The organism is Mycobacterium sp. E2479 (assembly GCF_001667925.1).
Lineage (GTDB): Bacteria > Actinomycetota > Actinomycetes > Mycobacteriales > Mycobacteriaceae > Mycobacterium.
This window is the reverse complement of the sequence record NZ_LZJR01000010.1, coordinates 30159-48086: the sequence shown is the minus strand read 5'-3', so window position 1 is coordinate 48086 and position 17928 is coordinate 30159. Positions and strand designations below refer to the sequence as shown.

At 66.7% G+C, this 17928-nt stretch carries 18 protein-coding genes and 1 tRNA gene; 12 read left to right on the top strand and 7 right to left on the bottom strand.

The features are described 5' to 3' along the window. The first annotated feature begins 58 nt into the window (after positions 1-58). From rpmF to A5686_RS01435, 5 genes are all read left to right on the top strand, one after another. Positions 59-232 (top strand): 50S ribosomal protein L32, encoded by a 174-nt coding sequence (rpmF, locus tag A5686_RS01455; RefSeq protein ID WP_067930324.1) that lies wholly within the window; start codon positions 59-61, stop codon positions 230-232. 113 nt (positions 233-345) lie between these two features. After that, positions 346-1032 (top strand): two-component system response regulator MprA, encoded by a 687-nt coding sequence (gene mprA / locus A5686_RS01450; RefSeq protein WP_067930060.1) that lies wholly within the window; start codon positions 346-348, stop codon positions 1030-1032. Between the two features lie 16 nt (positions 1033-1048). Beyond that, entirely contained in the window at positions 1049-2617 is a 1569-nt protein-coding gene (locus A5686_RS01445) for a HAMP domain-containing sensor histidine kinase (RefSeq protein WP_067930059.1), read from the top strand. Between the two features lie 72 nt (positions 2618-2689). Then, complete coding sequence (locus A5686_RS01440; protein ID WP_067930058.1) at positions 2690-4195, top strand: S1C family serine protease; 1506 nt, start codon at positions 2690-2692, stop codon at positions 4193-4195. 59 nt (positions 4196-4254) lie between these two features. Continuing rightward, on the top strand, positions 4255-4752 hold the full coding sequence (locus A5686_RS01435) for a molybdenum cofactor biosynthesis protein B (protein WP_067356524.1): 498 nt from the start codon (positions 4255-4257) through the stop codon (positions 4750-4752). Positions 4753-4789: 37 nt separating this feature from the next. On the opposite strand, the gene mscL is transcribed toward A5686_RS01435, so the two are convergent. The 4 genes from mscL to A5686_RS01415 form a co-directional block, all read right to left on the bottom strand. Next, entirely contained in the window at positions 4790-5248 is a 459-nt protein-coding gene (gene mscL / locus A5686_RS01430) for a large-conductance mechanosensitive channel protein MscL (RefSeq protein WP_067930057.1), read from the bottom strand. Positions 5249-5315: 67 nt separating this feature from the next. Continuing rightward, the gene (locus A5686_RS01425; RefSeq protein WP_067930055.1) at positions 5316-5996 is read right to left on the bottom strand and encodes an SAF domain-containing protein; all 681 of its coding nucleotides are present in this window, start codon (positions 5994-5996) and stop codon (positions 5316-5318) included. A 64-nt stretch (positions 5997-6060) separates the two neighbouring features. Next, positions 6061-6411, bottom strand: coding sequence for an FmdB family zinc ribbon protein (locus A5686_RS26280; protein ID WP_082947411.1), 351 nt, complete (start codon positions 6409-6411; stop codon positions 6061-6063). 88 nt (positions 6412-6499) lie between these two features. Beyond that, positions 6500-7099 (bottom strand): 5-formyltetrahydrofolate cyclo-ligase, encoded by a 600-nt coding sequence (locus A5686_RS01415; protein ID WP_067930047.1) that lies wholly within the window; start codon positions 7097-7099, stop codon positions 6500-6502. 76 nt (positions 7100-7175) lie between these two features. On the opposite strand from A5686_RS01415, the gene A5686_RS01410 reads away from it, so the two are divergent. From A5686_RS01410 to A5686_RS01390, 5 genes are all read left to right on the top strand, one after another. Next, entirely contained in the window at positions 7176-8087 is a 912-nt protein-coding gene (locus A5686_RS01410; RefSeq protein ID WP_067930045.1) for a UTP--glucose-1-phosphate uridylyltransferase, read from the top strand. Positions 8088-8224: 137 nt separating this feature from the next. Beyond that, positions 8225-9514: a gephyrin-like molybdotransferase Glp gene (gene glp / locus A5686_RS01405; protein ID WP_067930042.1), complete on the top strand. Its 1290-nt coding sequence runs from the start codon at positions 8225-8227 to the stop codon at positions 9512-9514. 20 nt (positions 9515-9534) lie between these two features. After that, positions 9535-10188 (top strand): GNAT family N-acetyltransferase, encoded by a 654-nt coding sequence (locus A5686_RS01400; RefSeq protein ID WP_197520442.1) that lies wholly within the window; start codon positions 9535-9537, stop codon positions 10186-10188. A 195-nt stretch (positions 10189-10383) separates the two neighbouring features. After that, entirely contained in the window at positions 10384-11439 is a 1056-nt protein-coding gene (gene glpR, locus A5686_RS01395) for a gephyrin-like molybdotransferase receptor GlpR (RefSeq protein ID WP_067930038.1), read from the top strand. Between the two features lie 50 nt (positions 11440-11489). Next, a tRNA-Ala gene (locus A5686_RS01390) sits at positions 11490-11562 on the top strand. Between the two features lie 111 nt (positions 11563-11673). Here A5686_RS01390 and A5686_RS01385 read toward each other — a convergent pair. The 3 genes from A5686_RS01385 to A5686_RS26995 form a co-directional block, all read right to left on the bottom strand. After that, positions 11674-12483 (bottom strand): DUF1906 domain-containing protein, encoded by an 810-nt coding sequence (locus A5686_RS01385; RefSeq protein WP_067930037.1) that lies wholly within the window; start codon positions 12481-12483, stop codon positions 11674-11676. A gap of 98 nt (positions 12484-12581) precedes the next feature. Beyond that, positions 12582-13811: a cytochrome P450 gene (locus A5686_RS01380; RefSeq protein ID WP_067930036.1), complete on the bottom strand. Its 1230-nt coding sequence runs from the start codon at positions 13809-13811 to the stop codon at positions 12582-12584. 261 nt (positions 13812-14072) lie between these two features. Continuing rightward, complete coding sequence (locus tag A5686_RS26995; protein ID WP_156749890.1) at positions 14073-14210, bottom strand: hypothetical protein; 138 nt, start codon at positions 14208-14210, stop codon at positions 14073-14075. A 485-nt stretch (positions 14211-14695) separates the two neighbouring features. On the opposite strand from A5686_RS26995, the gene A5686_RS01375 reads away from it, so the two are divergent. Continuing rightward, positions 14696-16489, top strand: a complete 1794-nt coding sequence (locus A5686_RS01375) for a CocE/NonD family hydrolase (RefSeq protein ID WP_067930034.1) — start codon at positions 14696-14698, stop codon at positions 16487-16489. A gap of 108 nt (positions 16490-16597) precedes the next feature. Continuing rightward, complete coding sequence (locus A5686_RS01370; protein ID WP_067930032.1) at positions 16598-17731, top strand: M20/M25/M40 family metallo-hydrolase; 1134 nt, start codon at positions 16598-16600, stop codon at positions 17729-17731. Positions 17732-17928: the final 197 nt, after the last annotated feature.

The following is a 17928-nucleotide window of genomic DNA, read 5'->3' as shown; positions in this document are numbered from 1 at the left end:
GCCGAACTGCAAGTTCCACGTCGAATTACCGAAGCAACACGAGGAGTCAGGCCCGACCATGGCCGTACCCAAGCGCAGAATGTCGCGCGCGAACACCCGTAGCCGGCGCGCGCAGTGGAAGGCCGACAAGGCCGAACTGGTCGGTGTGACGGTCGCAGGTCAGCGGCACAAAGTGCCCCGCCGGCTGCTCAAGGCGGCCCGCCTCGGTCTGATTGACCTCGACCGCCGCTAGCTCTGGATGGCGGCGGCCCGCTGCGCCCGGCTTTGCCGCGCTTGCGACCGCCGCGAGTCCCCTCACGGCGCGCCTCTCAGGTCAGTCTCAGGCGGTGGGACGAAACTAGGGCCGTGCGAATATTGGTCGTCGACGACGATCGCGCGGTGCGCGAGTCGCTGCGCAGGTCGTTGTCCTTCAACGGCTACTCCGTCGAATTGGCCCACGACGGGGTCGAGGCCCTCGAACTGATCGCGAGCGATCGCCCCGACGCGCTCGTCCTGGATGTGATGATGCCGCGCCTGGACGGCCTCGAGGTGTGCCGTCAGCTCCGCAGCACCGGTGATGACCTGCCGATTCTGGTGCTCACCGCGCGCGATTCGGTGTCGGAGCGGGTCGCCGGGCTGGACGCCGGAGCCGACGATTATCTGCCGAAGCCGTTCGCCCTGGAAGAACTGTTGGCACGGATGCGCGCGCTGCTGCGCCGCACCAAGCCGGAGGACGACGCCGAATCGGTGGCGATGACGTTCTCCGACCTGACGCTGGACCCGGTGACCCGCGAGGTCACCCGCGGACAGCGCCGGATCAGCCTGACCCGCACCGAATTCGCATTGCTTGAAATGCTGATCGCCAATCCGCGCCGGGTGCTCACTCGCAGCCGCATCCTCGAGGAGGTCTGGGGGTTCGACTTTCCCACCTCGGGCAACGCGTTGGAGGTGTACGTGGGTTACCTGCGGCGCAAAACCGAAGCCGATGGCGAGCCGCGCCTGATCCACACAGTGCGCGGCGTGGGTTACGTCCTTCGGGAGACGCCCCCGTGACGATGCGGGTCCGTCGATGATCCGGTTTCCCCGGCCCCAACGTCCACCGCTGCGCCCACCGTTGCGCGCAACGCCCTCCCTGTCGTTGCGGTGGCGGGTGATGCTGCTGGCGATGTCGATGGTCGCCATGGTCGTGGTGCTGATGGCCTTCGCCGTGTACGCCGTGATTTCGGCCGCGCTGTACAGCGATATAGACAACCAATTGCAAAGCCGGGCGCAACTGCTGATCGCCAGCGGCTCGCTGGCCGCCGACCCGGGCAAGGCCATCGAAGGCACCGCCTATTCAGATGTCAACGCGATCCTGGTGAACCCGGGCCACGCGATCTACACCGCCCAGCAGCCGGGTCAGACCCTGCCGGTCGGCGCACCGGAGAAAGCGGTCATCCACGGTGATCTGTTCATGTCGCGGCGCACCGCGGGTGATCAGCGGATCCTTGCCGTGCACCTGCAGAACGGCACGTCGTTGCTGATCTCCAAGAGCCTCAAGCCCACCGAAGCGGTGATGAACAGGTTGCGCTGGGTACTGCTGATCGTCGGCGGTGTCGGTGTGGCGGTCGCCGCGGTGGCCGGCGGCATGGTCACCAGGGCCGGACTGCGACCGGTGGCACGTCTGACCGAAGCGGCAGAGCGGGTGGCGCGCACGGACGACCTGAGACCCATCCCCGTGTTCGGTAGTGACGAATTGGCCAGGCTCACCGAATCGTTCAACCTGATGCTGCGCGCGCTCGCCGAGTCCCGGGAGCGGCAGGCGCGGCTGGTCACCGACGCCGGGCATGAACTGCGCACCCCGCTGACGTCACTGCGAACAAACGTTGAGCTGCTGATGGCCGCGATGGAGCCTGGGGCGCCGCGGCTGCCCGAGCAGGAGATGGTTGATCTGCGCGCAGATGTGATCGCCCAGATCGAGGAATTGTCAACGCTGGTAGGCGATTTGGTGGACCTCACCCGTGACGACGCCGGCCAGGTGGTGCACGAGCCGGTCGACATGACCGAGGTCTTCGACCGCAGCCTGGAGCGAGTCAGGCGGCGGCGCAGCGACATTCATTTCGACGTCGACGTGACGCCGTGGCAGATGTATGGCGACGCCGCCGGGCTGTCGCGGGCGGTCCTGAACCTGCTGGACAACGCGGCCAAGTGGAGCCCGCCCGGTGGCCACGTCGGCGTCACCATGCGCCAGCTCGACCCGTCACACGCCGAGCTGGTGATCGCCGACCACGGTCCCGGCATTCCGCCGCAGGAGCGCCGCCTGGTGTTCGAACGGTTCTACCGCTCGACGACGGCACGGGCCATGCCGGGCTCCGGACTCGGGCTGGCGATCGTGAAAAAGGTGGTGCTCAATCACGGGGGACTGCTGCGTGTCGAGGACACCGTTCCGGGAGGCCAGCCGCCGGGTACCTCCTTTTATGTGCTGCTGCCCGGCCGGCCGTTGCCCGCCTCACCGTACGGCGCGGCCGCTGCGGAGCCACAAGCCGACCAGGTTGATGCCGCGCCCGGCCCCGCCCAAGCACCGGCCGGCAATCAGGAGAACTCTCGGGAATCGGCGAACGTTATCTCAGTGGACTCTCAGTCCGCGCGGGCAAGGTAGGTCTGCGACTACTGTTGAACCCAGCCGTCGACTTGCCGAAACACTGAGATAGAGGAAGAGCGACTTAGCGACATGACGAATGACCCGAGGTATTCGCCACCGCCGCAGCAGCCGGGGTACCCCCCCGTGCCCAATCAGACTGCGCCCGTCCCGAGCCATGCGGGGTCCCCCGGTTATGCCCCGGGACAACAGCCCTATAACCAGCAATACGACTGGCGCTACCGGTCGCAGCCACCGTCTTCGCCGACGACACAGTTCCGTCCGCCCTACGAGCCCTTCAGCAGCACCGGGCCCGGCCGGATTCCCGGGGGAACCGGTGTAGGCCCCGTACCGGGAGGTACCGGCCCGGGTCCGATTCCCGGCATGCCGCCCGGCATCCCCGGTCCGCAGGAACCCCAAAAGCGTTCTCGCACAGGGTTGATGGTCGTCGGTGCGTTGGCCGTCGCGGTGGTGTCGGCCGGCATCGGTGGTGCCGCGGCCACGGCTGTCGAACTCGGCACGCACTCGACGGGCAACGGTGGTGGCCGGGTCATCGGGGCGGCGCCCAGCGTCCCCGCCGCGAACATGCCGCCCGGCAGCGTCGAACAAGTCGCCACCAAGGTGGTACCCAGCGTCGTGATGCTCGAGACCGACATAGGTCGGGCGTCCGAAGAGGGCTCCGGCATCGTCCTGTCCACCGACGGGCTCATCCTGACCAATAATCACGTCGTCGCGGCCGCGGCGGGAGCGCCCAAGGGTCCTGGAGGCCTCCCGGGAGGCCCGCCGGGGGCCCCCGTTCCACCCGGCGGACCGGGTGGCCCCGGTTCTCCTACGCCTAAGACGACGGTGACCTTCTCTGACGGTCGCACCGCGCCGTTCACGGTGGTCGGCGCGGATCCCACCAGCGATATCGCCGTGATTCGAGTGCAGGGTGTTTCCGGGCTCACACCCATTTCGCTGGGTTCCTCGTCCGACCTTCACGTCGGCCAGCCGGTCGTCGCGATCGGGTCGCCGTTGGGCCTGTCCGGCACGGTGACCACCGGCATCGTCAGCGCGCTGAACCGGCCGGTGTCCACCACCGGTGAGTCGGGCAACCAGAACACCGTGTTGGACGCGATTCAGACCGACGCGGCGATCAACCCCGGCAACTCGGGTGGCGCGCTGGTCAACATGAACGGCCAGCTGGTGGGTGTCAACTCGGCCATCGCCACCCTGGGCGCCGACTCGGCGGATGCCCAAAGCGGTTCGATCGGTCTGGGCTTCGCGATTCCGGTCGACCAGGCCAAGCGCATCGCCGATGAGCTGATCGCCAGCGGCAAAGCGTCCCACGCCTCGCTCGGCGTTCAGGTGATGAACGACAAGGGCACCCCCGGCGCCAAGGTCGTCGACGTCGTCTCGGGGGGTGCGGCGGCGGCCGCCGGCGTCCCCAAGAACGTGGTCGTCACCAAGGTCGACGACCGGCCTATCAACAGCGCCGACGCGTTGGTCGCGGCCGTGCGGTCCAAAGCACCCGGCGACAAGATCTCGCTGACGTTCCAGGATCCCGCTGGTGGCGGCAGCCGGACGTTGCCGGTGACCCTTGGAAAGGCGGATCAGTAGTGAGAGTGGACGAACCCTCGGCACCCGGATTGTCTGAGCTCGGATATACGGTGGCACCCATGGAAACGGGTGCGGAATTGGTGGTTGGCCGAGCTCTTGTTGTGGTGGTCGACGATCGCACCGCTCATGGGGATGAGGACCATAACGGTCCGCTGGTAACCGAGCTGCTGACCGAGGCGGGCTTCGTCGTCGACGGCGTGGTCGCGGTCGCCGCTGACGAGATCGAGATCCGCAACGCGCTGAACACCGCTGTGATCGGCGGGGTCGACCTGGTGGTTTCGGTCGGCGGGACGGGCGTCACCCCGCGCGACGTCACACCGGAGGCCACCCGCGAGATCTTGGATCGCGAAATCCTCGGTATCGCAGAGGCTATCCGCGGTTCGGGGCTGTCGGCGGGGATCATCGATGCCGGATTGTCCCGCGGTCTGGCCGGGGTGTCGGGCAGCACGCTGGTGGTCAACCTGGCCGGTTCCCGCTACGCGGTTCGCGACGGGATGGCGACGCTGAATCCGTTGGCGGCCCAGATCATCGGTCAGTTGTCGAGCCTGGAGATTTAGACCTCACGGCCAGCTGAACCCTGCCGGGTCGACGCGGCTATTTCGATTCGGCTTCCGCGCGCGGCCCGTGCTCGGGAGGGGGGGTGGTGGTGGCACTCCCGTGCTTGCCCGGCGATTCGCCGTTGGTCTGTGCGAGCAGGTCGCGGATCTCCTTGAGCAGGACCACCTGCGCGTCGTCGGCCGGTTCGACCTCACCGCGCTTGCGCAGCGTCGTGTATGGCAGCACGACCAGGAAGTAGACGACCGCGGCGATGATCACGAAGTTGATGGCCGCCGACAATACCTCGTTCAGGTCGATAGTCTGGCCGCCACCGATGCCAATCCGCAAGACGCCGAGATCGGACTTTTGGTTGACGCCGATCCGGTTGATCAACGGCTTGATGATCGCGTTGGTGAAAGTCGTGACCAGTGCGGTGAAAGCAGTACCGATGACCACTGCGGTGGACAGATCGATGATGTTGCCCCGGGAGAGAAAATCCTTGAACCCTTTGAGCATTGGAGACGGCCTTTCTGGGACTGGACAGAGTTGGCTGTCGGCTAGCTGACCAACAACGGCGAGGGACTCAGTGCAGGGTTAGCGTCACCGTCTGGCCCAGCGCCGAACCTGCCACCGCGTTCGCCACACGAGCCGGCAGCGCAACTAACACTACGCGGTCGCTGTCGGCCGCTTGCATCTTTTCCTTGGCCGATACCAGCACCACCACGGCGTCCGTGGCCACCACCTTGGGGGTGGCATGGGAGCTCTCCGGCGCACTGGTGACGGGCGCCGCCAGCACGTCGACGACGTCACCGACCCGCACGAGGTCGATCAGGGCGCCATCGGCCAAATGCAGCGGCACGATGCGGGCGCCCGGGCCGGCCTTCGACCCAATTGCAGCCTCCGCCAACCGGCTGCCCAACAACCGGACGTCGGTGAGTATCTCACCGCGTCGCGTCGGGCCGGCCAGCGTCGAACCCACCACTGCACCCACGTCGGCTCGGGCGCCGTCGGGAATGGTTGCAGCCAAACGCTTTTCGAGCCGAACATCGGCCGGTGTCAACGCGGCACCGGGACGAAGGTCATGATCGGCCACCACGACTTCTGCGTAATCACCGGAGGGGTTGGAGCGCAGCGTCGCGATGCCGGCCAGCACGACCAGCCCACCCGCGGCGACTCGGCGTGCCAGCACGGTGCGAGTCCAATCCGGGCGCAACCACAGGGACAGCCGGCTCAATAGGCTTGGGTTCAGCGATGATTCGCCCACGCTGCAACGGTAGGCGCAACCCGGTACCCGGGCTTGCGGCCGGGAAGGCCGGTGTGGATAGCCGTCAGCTGGTCGCGGCGGCCGCCGACGTTGTCGAGCTGCTGTTCGACTTGTCGCTCGGACTGGAACTGGACTTCTCGCTCGAGCCGTTGCCGTTCTTTTCGCTGGTTGGCGAGCCGCTCGATCCGGCGTCGCTCGACGAGGAGCCGTTGCTCGTACTCGACGGCTTCTTGCCCGATTCGCGGCTGTCGGTGCGGTAGAAACCGCTGCCCTTGAAGACCACGCCGACGGAGTTGAAGCGCTTGCGCAGCCGCCCGGAACAGCGCTTACACGTCGTCAGCGCGTCGTCGGTGAAGGCTTGCACGATGTCGAAGCGATCGTCGCACTCGGTGCACTGATAGCTGTAAGTCGGCACGAAAACCTCCGGAGGATTGCAAACCTGGTTAGCACTCTAACGTCTCAAGTGCTAGAACCGCCACGTGACATGTCTCATTCCCGATATGTCAGCGCCCAACGAGGTCGATCAACCCCTGTCGCGGCGTGAGCGCGTGGGTCATGGGGATGTCGTGCGGATCGGCCGGTAGTTCGTCGAGCACTTCCGCGTCGCGAACCACCGCGATCAGCCGCGCGCGTGGGGCGCGGCCGCCCAGCGAGCGGTCGTAGAAACCCCGGCCCCGGCCAAGCCGCACGCCGCGGCGGTCCACGGCCAACGCAGGCACCAGCACCACGTTGGCTTGCGCCAAAGCCGACGGCGGGAGCCACGGGCGCGGCGGTTCGAGCAGCCCCCACCGCCCGGTGGTCAGCGTGCCCGGCCGGTATTCCCCCCACGACAACGCCAGTGGGGTGTCGTCGGCAGCGGTGCGCGCAACCGGCAACAGGACCCGTCCGGCGCGCCGCAGCAACATGTCGAGCATCTCGATCGATCCTGGCTCGTTGCCCACCGGCACGTAGGCGCACACGGTGTCGCCGCTGGTCACAAGGCTTTGCAGGGCTTCCAGCCGGGCGCATATCTGCTGCGCCTCGGTGGCGCGAACGTCGTCGGCAACGTGGCGGCGGGCGGCAAGCAGCTGGTCGCGCAACGCGGCTTTGCTGGTGGTCGCCATGCGTCAACCATGACAGCCAGGTCTTTACACGCGCCACATCGACTCGGCCGAGCGGATGCGGGTTATCGTGTGAACAATGTCAAGCCCAAACGTGGTGGTGCCACGCACTGCGGTCGTGCCCGCCGCGGGTCTCGGTACCCGCTTCTTGCCGGCGACCAAAACCGTCCCCAAGGAGCTGTTGCCGGTTGTGGATACGCCGGGCATCGAGTTGGTGGCTGCCGAGGCGGCCGAGGCCGGTGCCGAGCGGCTGGTCATCATCACCTCCGAGGGCAAGGACGGTGTCGTCGCGCATTTCGTTGAAGACTTGGTGCTGGAGAGCACTTTGGAGGAGCGCGGCAAGACGGCGATGCTCGACAAGGTGCGGCGCGCGCCGCAGCTGATCAGGGTCGAGTCCGTGGTGCAGAGCGAGCCGCTCGGCCTGGGGCACGCGATCGGCTGCGTGGAGTCGCGGCTGGCCGACGACGAGCACGCCATCGCGGTGCTGCTGCCCGACGACTTGGTGCTGCCTACCGGCGTGTTGGGGACGATGTCGAAGGTGCGGGCGCATTACGGCGGCACGGTGTTGTGCGCCATCGAAGTAGCGCCCGAAGATGTCAGCGCCTACGGCGTTTTCGACGTCGAGCCGATTGCCGACGACGACAATCCCGACGTGCTCAAGGTCAACGGCATGGTCGAGAAGCCGAAGGCCCAAGACGCCCCGTCGCTGTTCGCCGCGGCCGGCCGTTACGTGCTCGACCGCGCCATCTTCGATGCCTTGCGCCGCATCGACCGTGGGGCCGGCGGCGAAGTGCAGCTCACCGACGCGATCGCGCTGCTGATCGCGGAGGGTCACCCGGTGCACGTGGTCGTGCATCGCGGATCTCGACACGACTTGGGAAATCCTGGCGGCTACCTCAAGGCTGCGGTTGACTTTGCATTGGATCGTGACGATTACGGCCCGGATTTGCGGCAGTGGTTGGTGGCCCGATTAGGCCTGGCGGAGCAGTAGCCGAGCGATAGCCCCGGCTGGCGGACGGCAGACCGGCGGAGCGCGTAGCGGTCCCGGGCGGGGGATGCCCCGCCTGCGCAGTGAGCGGGTCGCCGTGTGCGCGGGGCCCGCCGGGTTTGAGGGCAGAGAGGCGCGCTGTGCGTTCGGTGGAAGAGCAGCAGGCCCGGATCACGGCGGCCGCGGTTGCCCCGCGGCCGATACGTGTCGCGATCGCCGAGGCGCAGGGATTGATGTGCGCCGAGGAAGTGGTGACCGAACGCCCGATGCCCGGCTTCGACCAGGCGGCGATCGATGGCTACGCGGTGCGCAGCGTCGACGTACTCGGTGTGGGCGAGGTGGGCAGCGAGAGCTTGCCCGGCCCGTTCGACGATTCCGGCGAGAACGACGCGCGCGAGGGCCTGGTACTGCCGGTGATGGGCATCATCGAGGCCGGTTCGCGCACGCCCAGCCGGCTGCAGCCGCGCCAGGCCGTACGCGTGCAGACCGGTGCCCCTCTGCCCACCTTGGCCGACGCGGTCCTGCCGTTGCGGTGGACCGATGGCGGCACGCAGCGGGTGCGGATTCTGCGGGGCGCCCCGTCGGGCGCCTACGTGCGTCGCGCGGGCGACGACGTCCAACCCGGTGACGTGGCGGTGCGGTCCGGGACCGTGATCGGCGCTGCGCAGGTCGGACTGCTGGCCGCCGTCGGCCGCGAACGGGTGCTGGTGCACCCGCGGCCCCGGGTGACGATCATGGCGCTGGGCGGCGAACTGGTCGACATCTCGCGCACTCCAGGCAACGGGCAGGTCTACGACGTGAACTCCTACGCGCTGGCGGCCGCGGCCCGCGATGCCGGCGCCGAGGTCAACCGCGTCGGCATCGTCAGCGGCGGCCCCCGCGAGCTCCGCGAGATCGTCGAGGGCCAGATCAATCGCGCCGAGGTGATCGTGATCGCCGGTGCGGTCGGCGGTGCCGCGGCCGAGGCGGTGCGGCAGGTGCTCGCCGAGCTCGGCGAGCTCGAGGTCGTGCGCGTCGCCATGCATCCGGGATCCATCCAGGGTTTCGGGCAGTTGGGTCGCGAGGGCGTTCCGACGTTCTTATTGCCGGCCAATCCGGTGAGCGCGCTCGTGGTTTTCGAGGTGATGGTCCGCCCGCTGATTCGGTTGTCGCTGGGCAAGCGTCAGCCGATGCGCCGCATCGTGCAGGCGCGCACGCTATCGCCCATCACGTCGGTGGCCGGGCGGAAAGGATTCTTGCGCGGTCAGCTGATGCGAGACCAGGAGAGCGGCGAGTATCTGGTGCAGACGCTCGGCGGCGGCCCGGGCGCGTCATCTCACTTGCTGGCGACCCTCGCCGAGGCGAACTGTCTGGTCGTGGTGCCCACCGGCGCCGAGCAGATTCGGACCGGCGAGATCGTCGACGTCGCCTTCCTGGCTCAGCGCGGCTGAGCGAAACGACTGCATACCCTGTGAACCTGTTGCGCTCCGATTCCCGTCATCCAGGGTGGCCCATGAGCGTTGGGCCCCTGCGGGTTCCGGGCGGCGTTGTCCGGTTGCGGGCGGTGCGGTTGCGCGACGGCGCGCAGTGGAGCCGGATCCGGCTGAGCGATCGTGCGCATCTGGAACCGTGGGAGCCCAGCTCCGAGGGCGATTGGGTGACTCGTCATGCGGTAGCGGCCTGGCCGGCGTTGTGTTCTGGGCTGCGCGCCGAGGCGCGGCAAGGGCGGATGCTGCCCTACGTCATCGAACTCGACGGCCGGTTCTGTGGCCAGCTGACCATCGGCAATGTCACCCACGGAGCGCTGCGGTCGGCATGGATCGGCTACTGGGTGCCGCGGTCGGCCACCGGCGGCGGTGTGGCCACCGCGGCCTTGGCGCTGGGATTGGATCACTGCTTCGGCCCGGTGATGTTGCATCGGGTCGAGGCCACCGTGCGCCCGGAAAACGCGGCGAGCCGCGCCGTGCTGGCAAAGGTCGGGTTCCGCCAGGAGGGACTGCTGCAGCGCTACCTCGAAGTAGACAGGGCGTGGCGGGATCATTTGCTGATGGCGATCACCGCCGAAGAGGTGACCGGATCGGTGGCGTCGACCCTGGTCCGTGCCGGTAACGCCAGCTGGGTGTAGAGGCCGTCCGCCAGGGCCTGCTAGGGCTCGCGCGGAGTACAAACCGATGCCAGTTGGGACTAGCGCGACACGAGTGACTTGTGGTGCTTGTGAGAGGCAAATTACAGGTGTGTAATTGTCCTGGTCAGTAGGACCCGGCCGCGTGGGCCACCAATGGGCTTCGCGGGGGATTGACACCAAAGAGAGCAGGTCGTCATGCCAAGCATCCCGCAGTCATTGTTGTGGATATCGCTCGTGGTGCTATGGCTGTTCGTCTTGGTGCCGATGCTCGTGAGCAAACGCGATGCGGTGCGACGCACCAGCGACGTGGCGTTGGCGACCCGGGTGCTCAACGGCGGGGGTAAGTCCCGGCTGATCAAGCGCAACGGCCCGGCCGCCGGACATCGCAGCGACCCCGACTGGACGCCGCCGGAAGAATCTGCCGAGGCCGACCTCGACGAGGAGCGCGATGAACTGTCCGAGGATGAAGGCCGCGAGGTAGACGACAACGCCGACACCGATGAACTGGGCCGTCGGCGCCCGGTCGTGATGCAGATGGCCGTCGCCGAACCCACCGAGCCCGACTACCTCGATGTCGATGTCGTCGAGGATTCCCACGTACTTCCGGTGGGGGCCAGCGGCGCCGACGACGAGGCGGAGCCGACCGATATCGAGCCGGTCGAAGACCAGGTCGACACCGAGGCTGTCGCCAAACGCGACGTCGAGGACGAGGACGGCTACGAGTACGTCGAGGACTCGTCCGGTTTGGAGCCCGCTGCCGAGGACGACGACGCCGACGAGGAGGCGCCCGCGCCGATGCGGCGGAGCGCCTCGCGGCAGCGCCGCTTCGACACCAAGACGGCCGCAGCGGTCAGCGCCCGCAAGTACGCCTTCCGCAAAAAGGTCCTGGTCGTGATGGCACTCGTCCTGATCGGCTCGGCCACCGCAGCCTTCAAGGTCTCGCCGACCGCCTGGTGGGTGTGCGGCAGCGCCACTGCGATCACCCTGCTCTACCTGGGTTACCTACGCCGTCAGACGCGCATCGAGGAGCGGGTGCGTCACCGCCGGATGAAGCGGATGGCGCGGGCTCGGCTCGGCGTGGAGAACGCCTACGACCGTGACTACGACGTGATCCCGTCGCGACTGCGGCGTCCCGGCGCGGTGGTCCTGGAGATCGACGACGAGGATCCCGTCTTCGAGCACCTGGAGTACGCGATGGCGATGCGGACCTTCGGTTGGCCCCGGGACCTGCCGCGCGCCGTCGGAGAATAGTGCTCGCGGTTCGGTGGTTGGTGCCGCGGCTGGTAGCCTGCTAGCGGTCAGGGGCTATGGCGCAGTTGGTAGCGCGACTCGTTCGCATCGAGTAGGTCAGGGGTTCGATTCCCCTTAGCTCCACAAAATTTGAGCAGTTCACACCCATAAAAGCGGCCTAGCGGCATCTGGTGAATGCAGCGGCCTGGTGTGGTCATTGAAGGAAGTGGACGACGCCGCTCGCCGGCACCAGCCTCAGGGATGAAGGTTCCACTGACCGCAATCCTCGGCAAGCACGTCGTTGACATCGACTTCGAGTCCCGCGACGACTGGGCCAGGATTCGACGCCGTACTCACCACACGTTGGTAGAGAACCGCTGCGGGCTCGATCTGGCCGCGGGACCAGGACCGGGTCTGCCAGGCCCACCGGTGGCCGGGTGTGCGCGAATTTCCGATAACGCCGTCGGCGGCGGCCCACCGGCACACATCGATGCCGCCGTAGACGCCGGTGCGCTGCACTCCTATGACCGAATTGATCCCGCGCAACCACTTGAGTGCCAAGTTGTTCCAGGTGTCGTGGTTTATGTCCTCGTCGATGCTGAAGTAGATCGGGGCACTCTGACCGCCACCCGCCGCGGTATGCAGCTTCCAGGCGGTGCGAGCATCGGCGACCCCTCCCTCGAACCCGCGCCGAAAGTCCGAAGGTGCTGTCCCGCCTGGCTTGCCGTACTGGTAATTGCTGACGATCATCAGCCCGGCAGCGGTCAGCTGCTCGGCGTAAGGCCGGGTGATCGGCTTGGCACCCATTGACGAGCCGGGGCGCGATAGCGACACGTAATTGATGACCCCGGAATAGCCGGCGGCTCGAATGTGCTCCGCTGGCAATTGGCGCATGGCGAAGTCGATCAGTTTGGGAGTGGCGGCAGCCGCGGCAGGGACGGTGCCAATTTCCGACGCGACATACAACCCAGGCAATGCGGACATAGCGATGGCATAACGCAGTACGTCGCGCCGGGAAATAGCGCGTGATCGGGGGGAGCGCACATTTCCCGACAAGTCCTGCATCGCGTGATGTTAAATATGTGGACTTTGTGAAAAAAAGTAGCGTGCAGTAGTCGATATCAAATCGGTCTTTACGGTTCACCAGCCTGAGTCAACGGCCCTCAGCTGTCGAAGGCGATGGGCAGGCTCGCCGGCCCGCTCAGTCCGACAATCGGCTTCCAGGGTGCTGGTCCGTTCTTGCGGGGGTTCGCGATCCGGCGAGTGACGGTTTTCAGCGCCTCGGCGATCTCGCGCCGCGCCAGGTTCGCCCCCAGGCAGTAGTGCACGCCTGCACCGAAATTGAGTACCGGCGGCAACCCCTCGCGGGTGATGTCGAACCGGTTGGGATCGTCATAGATCGCTGGATCGCGGTTGGCCGCAGCGGTATTCGCGAACACCAGTGTCCCCGCGGGAAAGACCACGCCGCAGAGTTCGACGTCCTCGGCGACGACGCGCAATAGCGAGGTCGCGATCGGGGAGTGCCGCATGGTCTCTTCCACGGCATTCATCGCCAAGTCGGGAGAGTTTCGCAAGAGCTCCCACTGGTCCGGGTGCTCACAAAGCACGCCGATGGACGCCGCCACCTGGTTGCGGGTCGTGTCAGTGCCCGCGAGCAACAAAGCGGCAGCGAGCATGCGCAGCTCTGCGGCGTCGAGTCGGTCCCCGTCGTGTTCGGCGCGGATGAGGTCGGAGAGCAGGTCGTCGGTCAAGGTGTCGCGACGTCTGGCGATCATGTCGTCGACGTAGTCGTCCAGTTCGCCCCACGCGCGCATCACGGCGGGCACGTCATCGACGGTGAAGGTGAAGTTGAAAGCTTTGAAGATGGCGTCGGCCCACAGCGAAAACCGTTGCCAGTCTTCGCGAGGCGCACCAAGCAAAGCGCAGATGACGGGCACGGGGTAGGGCCGCGCGATGTCGGTGACGACGTCGCAGTGACCTCGGCGGCTGATCGGTTCGACGAGTTCGTCGATGACCTCGGTGATCGTCGCGTGCAGGCGTTCGACAGCGCGCGGGGTGAAGGCTTTCGACACGACACTGCGGACGCGCTGGTGTCTTGCGCCCTCCATGCCCAACAACGAGTTGACGACTTTGTCCCAAAGGGGCCCGGAGGTGATGCCCTGGACGGCGAGAATGTAGCCGGGGGGAATCTGGAACCGATTGTCTCGCAGCAGGTTCCGCACAAGTTCGTAGGAGAGCACCTCGGGTCCATAGGGTCCCAGCGCGATCGGTGCTTGTCGCTGTGCTGCTTGAAACTGCGGGTAGACCTCGTCCGGTGTGGCGGTGGCGACGTCGTACTCGATGGTGGGCAGGCCCGCTTCGAACACGCTCGGGCTCGAGGTGCTGACGGGCATTCGCCGCCTCCGTATCGGCTTGAGGACGTTACAACCGGCAGTCGGCTGTCACTTTATCCGATCTGAAGGCGGGCGGGACAGGCCGCTGCGGTAAGACGATCGCGGCGATAGGCGCGCTGCACTCGACGAAGCAGAGCCCGCTGCTTCACGACAAGGCGCCCGTACAACAGTGGCGAAGCGTTGTCCTTTAGCGGCGCGCGCCGACAGACAAAAAGTCCGCGCCACGCGCCGCTATCGGCTACAAGCGCTAGCGATTGCCGGTCAGGCCGGATTGACGGCGATTGCGCGGCCGCCGCCCCCTAGGTCGATCGTGATGCAGCCGGACGACCCCAGCATCACACCGGTCAGCACCGCGACCAGTGCGGCAGTTTTCAGCATCTTCTTCTTGCTTGCGCTCATCGGTTCACCTTTCTGCGGTAGAGACAACCGCGGCAATATCGACCGCCGGTTAGCCGATGCTATCGCGGTCTTTTTACGTGTGTGCAATATTGCGCAAAGCGCCTAAAGCTATTTATCAATGACTCCAAGTACGCGCCAATACAGCCCGTCGCCGCGTCAGCTTCGAGGACTTTATGGACGACACTTCGCCGTCCACGTCATCCGATCTCCTGCTGGCAAAGGGGTCGTGGCAACCACCCCGGTGGCCGCTCAGCCTCCGGGGTGGGTGCTCTAAGTTCTTGGAGTAATTCGCGGCAATGCCGCCGCGAGGTCAGGGGGAGCTGCCGATGGTGAAATGGACGGGATCCCGATCGTCTTTCGACCGTGGTGGAAACGTTTTGATGGCTAGGCGGCGATTGAAGCGCACGACCCGGAGGCGACGCGTTCGCATAACCAGCCCGTCGCCGTTCGCGCCGGAGTGGACGCCGCGCCCAGCGACGTACGGCGTGGGCGTTCGGCACAACGTTGCGGTGCCGATGACCGATGGTGTCGACTTGAGGGCAGATATCCATTATCCCACCGTGCCCGACACTGGACAGGCCGCCGCGGGCCCGTTTCCCGTGCTGCTGTCGATCACGCCCTACGGCAAGAAGGCGCCCCCACCGGCCGCCCAGATCGGCGGCGGCCCGGCTCCTTACCTGATCAAACGGGGCTACATCGAGGTGATGGTCGACGTCCGTGGCACGGGATCCTCGGGCGGATCGTTCGAGATGTGCGGCGAGCGCCAGACGCAGGACGGAGTGGAGCTGGTGCAGTGGGCGTCCACGCTGCCCAATGCCAACGGTCGCGTCGGCATGGTCGGGCTGTCCTACTTGGCGATCAATCAGCTGTTCACCGCGGCCGCGGTTGGCCCCGATTCGCCGCTGAAAGCGATCTTCCCGGTGATGGCGGCCCGCGATTTCTATCGTGACGCCGCCACGATGGGGGGCGTGCCGCACTTGCACGCCGTCCGCGGCTACGGGTCCGTCTACACGCTCCTCAACGTCGTCAACCCGGCACTGGAGTGGCTGGCCCGCGGCGGTCACGAACGACCGCGCTCCGGCGGCCTCGCCGCGGTTCGACAGCGCGGACGCGACCAGCGGCGTTATTTCCGACCCTTGATCGCCGAGGTTGTCGCCGGCGGCGAAACCGCCTATCACGGCCCATTTTGGGACGCGATGAGTCCGGCGCTGGTCCTGTCCAAGGTCGCCGCCAACCGCATTGCGACGTTCCTCGTCGGTGGGTGGCACGACGCGTTCCAACGCGGCGCGCCGCTGAACTACACCGCGTTGCAGAACGCGGCCGTCGGACGGCCTGACGACGCCCTGATGGAACCCGGCCAGCCGGTATCGGATCGCATCCGACTGATGATGGGCCCGTGGTATCACGTGTCGAACCACGGCGGGCTGCACCTCAATGCGCTGCAATTGCGCTGGTTCGATCACTGGCTCAAAAACGACGCCGACGCGGCCATCTCCGGAAAGCCGTTGACCTTCCAAGCGATTGGAAGCTCACAGTGGTATCGCGCCGATAACTATCCGCTCGACGAGGCGAAGCCAAGCCGCTTCTACCTGTGCCACTCGGGCCGGCTGAGTTCGGACGCCTCGCCGGAGGGTACCGCGGCGTCACTGACCTATGTGGCGCGAGGACCCCTGTCCGGTCGCAGCCTCGAACAGTGGTCGCTGGGCTTGAACAGCTTCATGCTCTCCCAACGGGGCCGTAGCATCCGCTACGACCAGGACAATCGCCGCCTGCAGCGCGGCTCGCTGACCTACACCACCGAGCCGTTCGCCGAGGCGAAGCTGGCTGCCGGGCCGATCGCATTGACCCTGCACGCGACGGCCAGCACCACCGAGACGTTGTGGGTCGCGCACCTCGATGACGTCGCGCCCGACGGCGCCAGCCGCCCGCTGACCATGGGCGCGCTGCTGGGCTCGCATCGCAAGCTGGACCCCGACCGCACGTGGTACCTGCCGGACGGCACCGTATTGCGGCCACAGCACATGAGCACCCGATCGGCCGCCCAGCCCGTCGTGCCGGGGGAGGTGACTCGCTATGACGTGGAGATCTTTCCGACGGCCGCCTTGATCGCCGCGGGCCACCGACTGCGCCTGACCATCACAACCTATGACTTTCCGCATCTGGTGCCCAGCAAGCCGGCCCGCCGAGCCTTGGCCGGCGGGCGCTACCAATTGCACCAGGGAGGACCGACGCCGTCGCACATCCTCATCTCGTTGGCAGACCCGGACGCCGTGAGTTGACAGGGATTCGGCACGCCGTCGCCGAAAAGTACCGGTTGGCCATGGTTGGGATTGCCGCAGGCCAACACGGGTACTGACCCTCTGATACGAACTCACGGAGAGGATCCGATGGCGCACCGCGACCGCGACTACATCGACGAGTTATTGCAAGAACTTCTATCGACCTATGGACCGTGCGGGCAGGAGGGGGAGGTACGCGCGGTCATCGCCCGCGAACTGCAATCCGTTGTCGATGACATGTGGACCGACGACGCCGGCAACCTGATCGGCTACGTCGCCGCCAACCCGTCGGCCGGCGATACCGGAGCCCCCAACCATCGCCACCGCACGGAGTCCATCCCCGGGACCGCGACACGGGTCATGGCGCACATGGACGAACTGTCCATGATTGTCAAGCGCGTGGAATCCGATGGCACATTGCATCTGACGCAGCTGGGCACCATGTACCCGGGCAACTTCGGACTGGGTCCCGTAGCCGTGCTGGGCGACAACGAGACCCTCACCGCCGTACTGACTCTCGGCTCCGAGCACACAACCCAGGAGAGCTCGCGAATCTGGGAGACCAAACCCGATCAGGGCGACCGTGCGCTGGATTGGCATCACGTCTACGTCTTCACCGGCCGCAGCACCGGCGAGCTGACCGCGGCGGGGGTGCACGCCGGAACCCGGGTGTGCGTCGACCGCAGCAAGAGAGCCGTTGTCGAGGTCGGAGATTACGTCGGCGCCTACTTCCTCGACGACCGCGCCGCGGTGGCCGCCCTGCTGCACGCCGCACGCCAACTGCGTGAGCGCGGGCAACGCCCCGCCGATGACGTGTACCTGGTGTTCACCACCAACGAGGAGGTCGGCGGGGTGGGGGGCACCTACGCCAGCGCCACGTTGCCCGGCGATCTGACCCTTGCCTTGGAGGTCGGCCCCACCGAACGCGAATACAACACCAGCGTCACCGGCGGCCCGATCGTCGGTTACAGCGACGCCCTATGTATCTACGACAAAGAAGTTGCCGACCGGCTCCTGACAATCGCCACCAACCTGGAGCTGTCACCGCAGGCGGCCGCGCTGGGCGCGTTTGAATCCGACGCGTCGCACTCCAAGGCGAGTGGGCTGACCGCGCGCGCCGGCCTGCTCTGCCTGCCCACGCTGAGCACCCACGGCTATGAGGTGATCGCTCGCCGCGCGATCGACGACATGGCGGCGATCGTGGTGGATTTCGTGCTGGAGCCGAGTCAAAAGATCGCCTGACACTGCCGAACGTTGGGCGAGGCGGAGGCCGGCGCATCTGATTGCCGGTGGGCCGCCTAATTGCACGAGTGACCCGCGCATCCTTGCCGGAGCCGCAACCGTGCTCATAACCTGGCAACATCCGACCGCATCCGGGGGGTTCGGCCCGGCGCGGTAGACGACGGCAAGCAGGCGGGCAGGTCATGGCAGCATCGCGA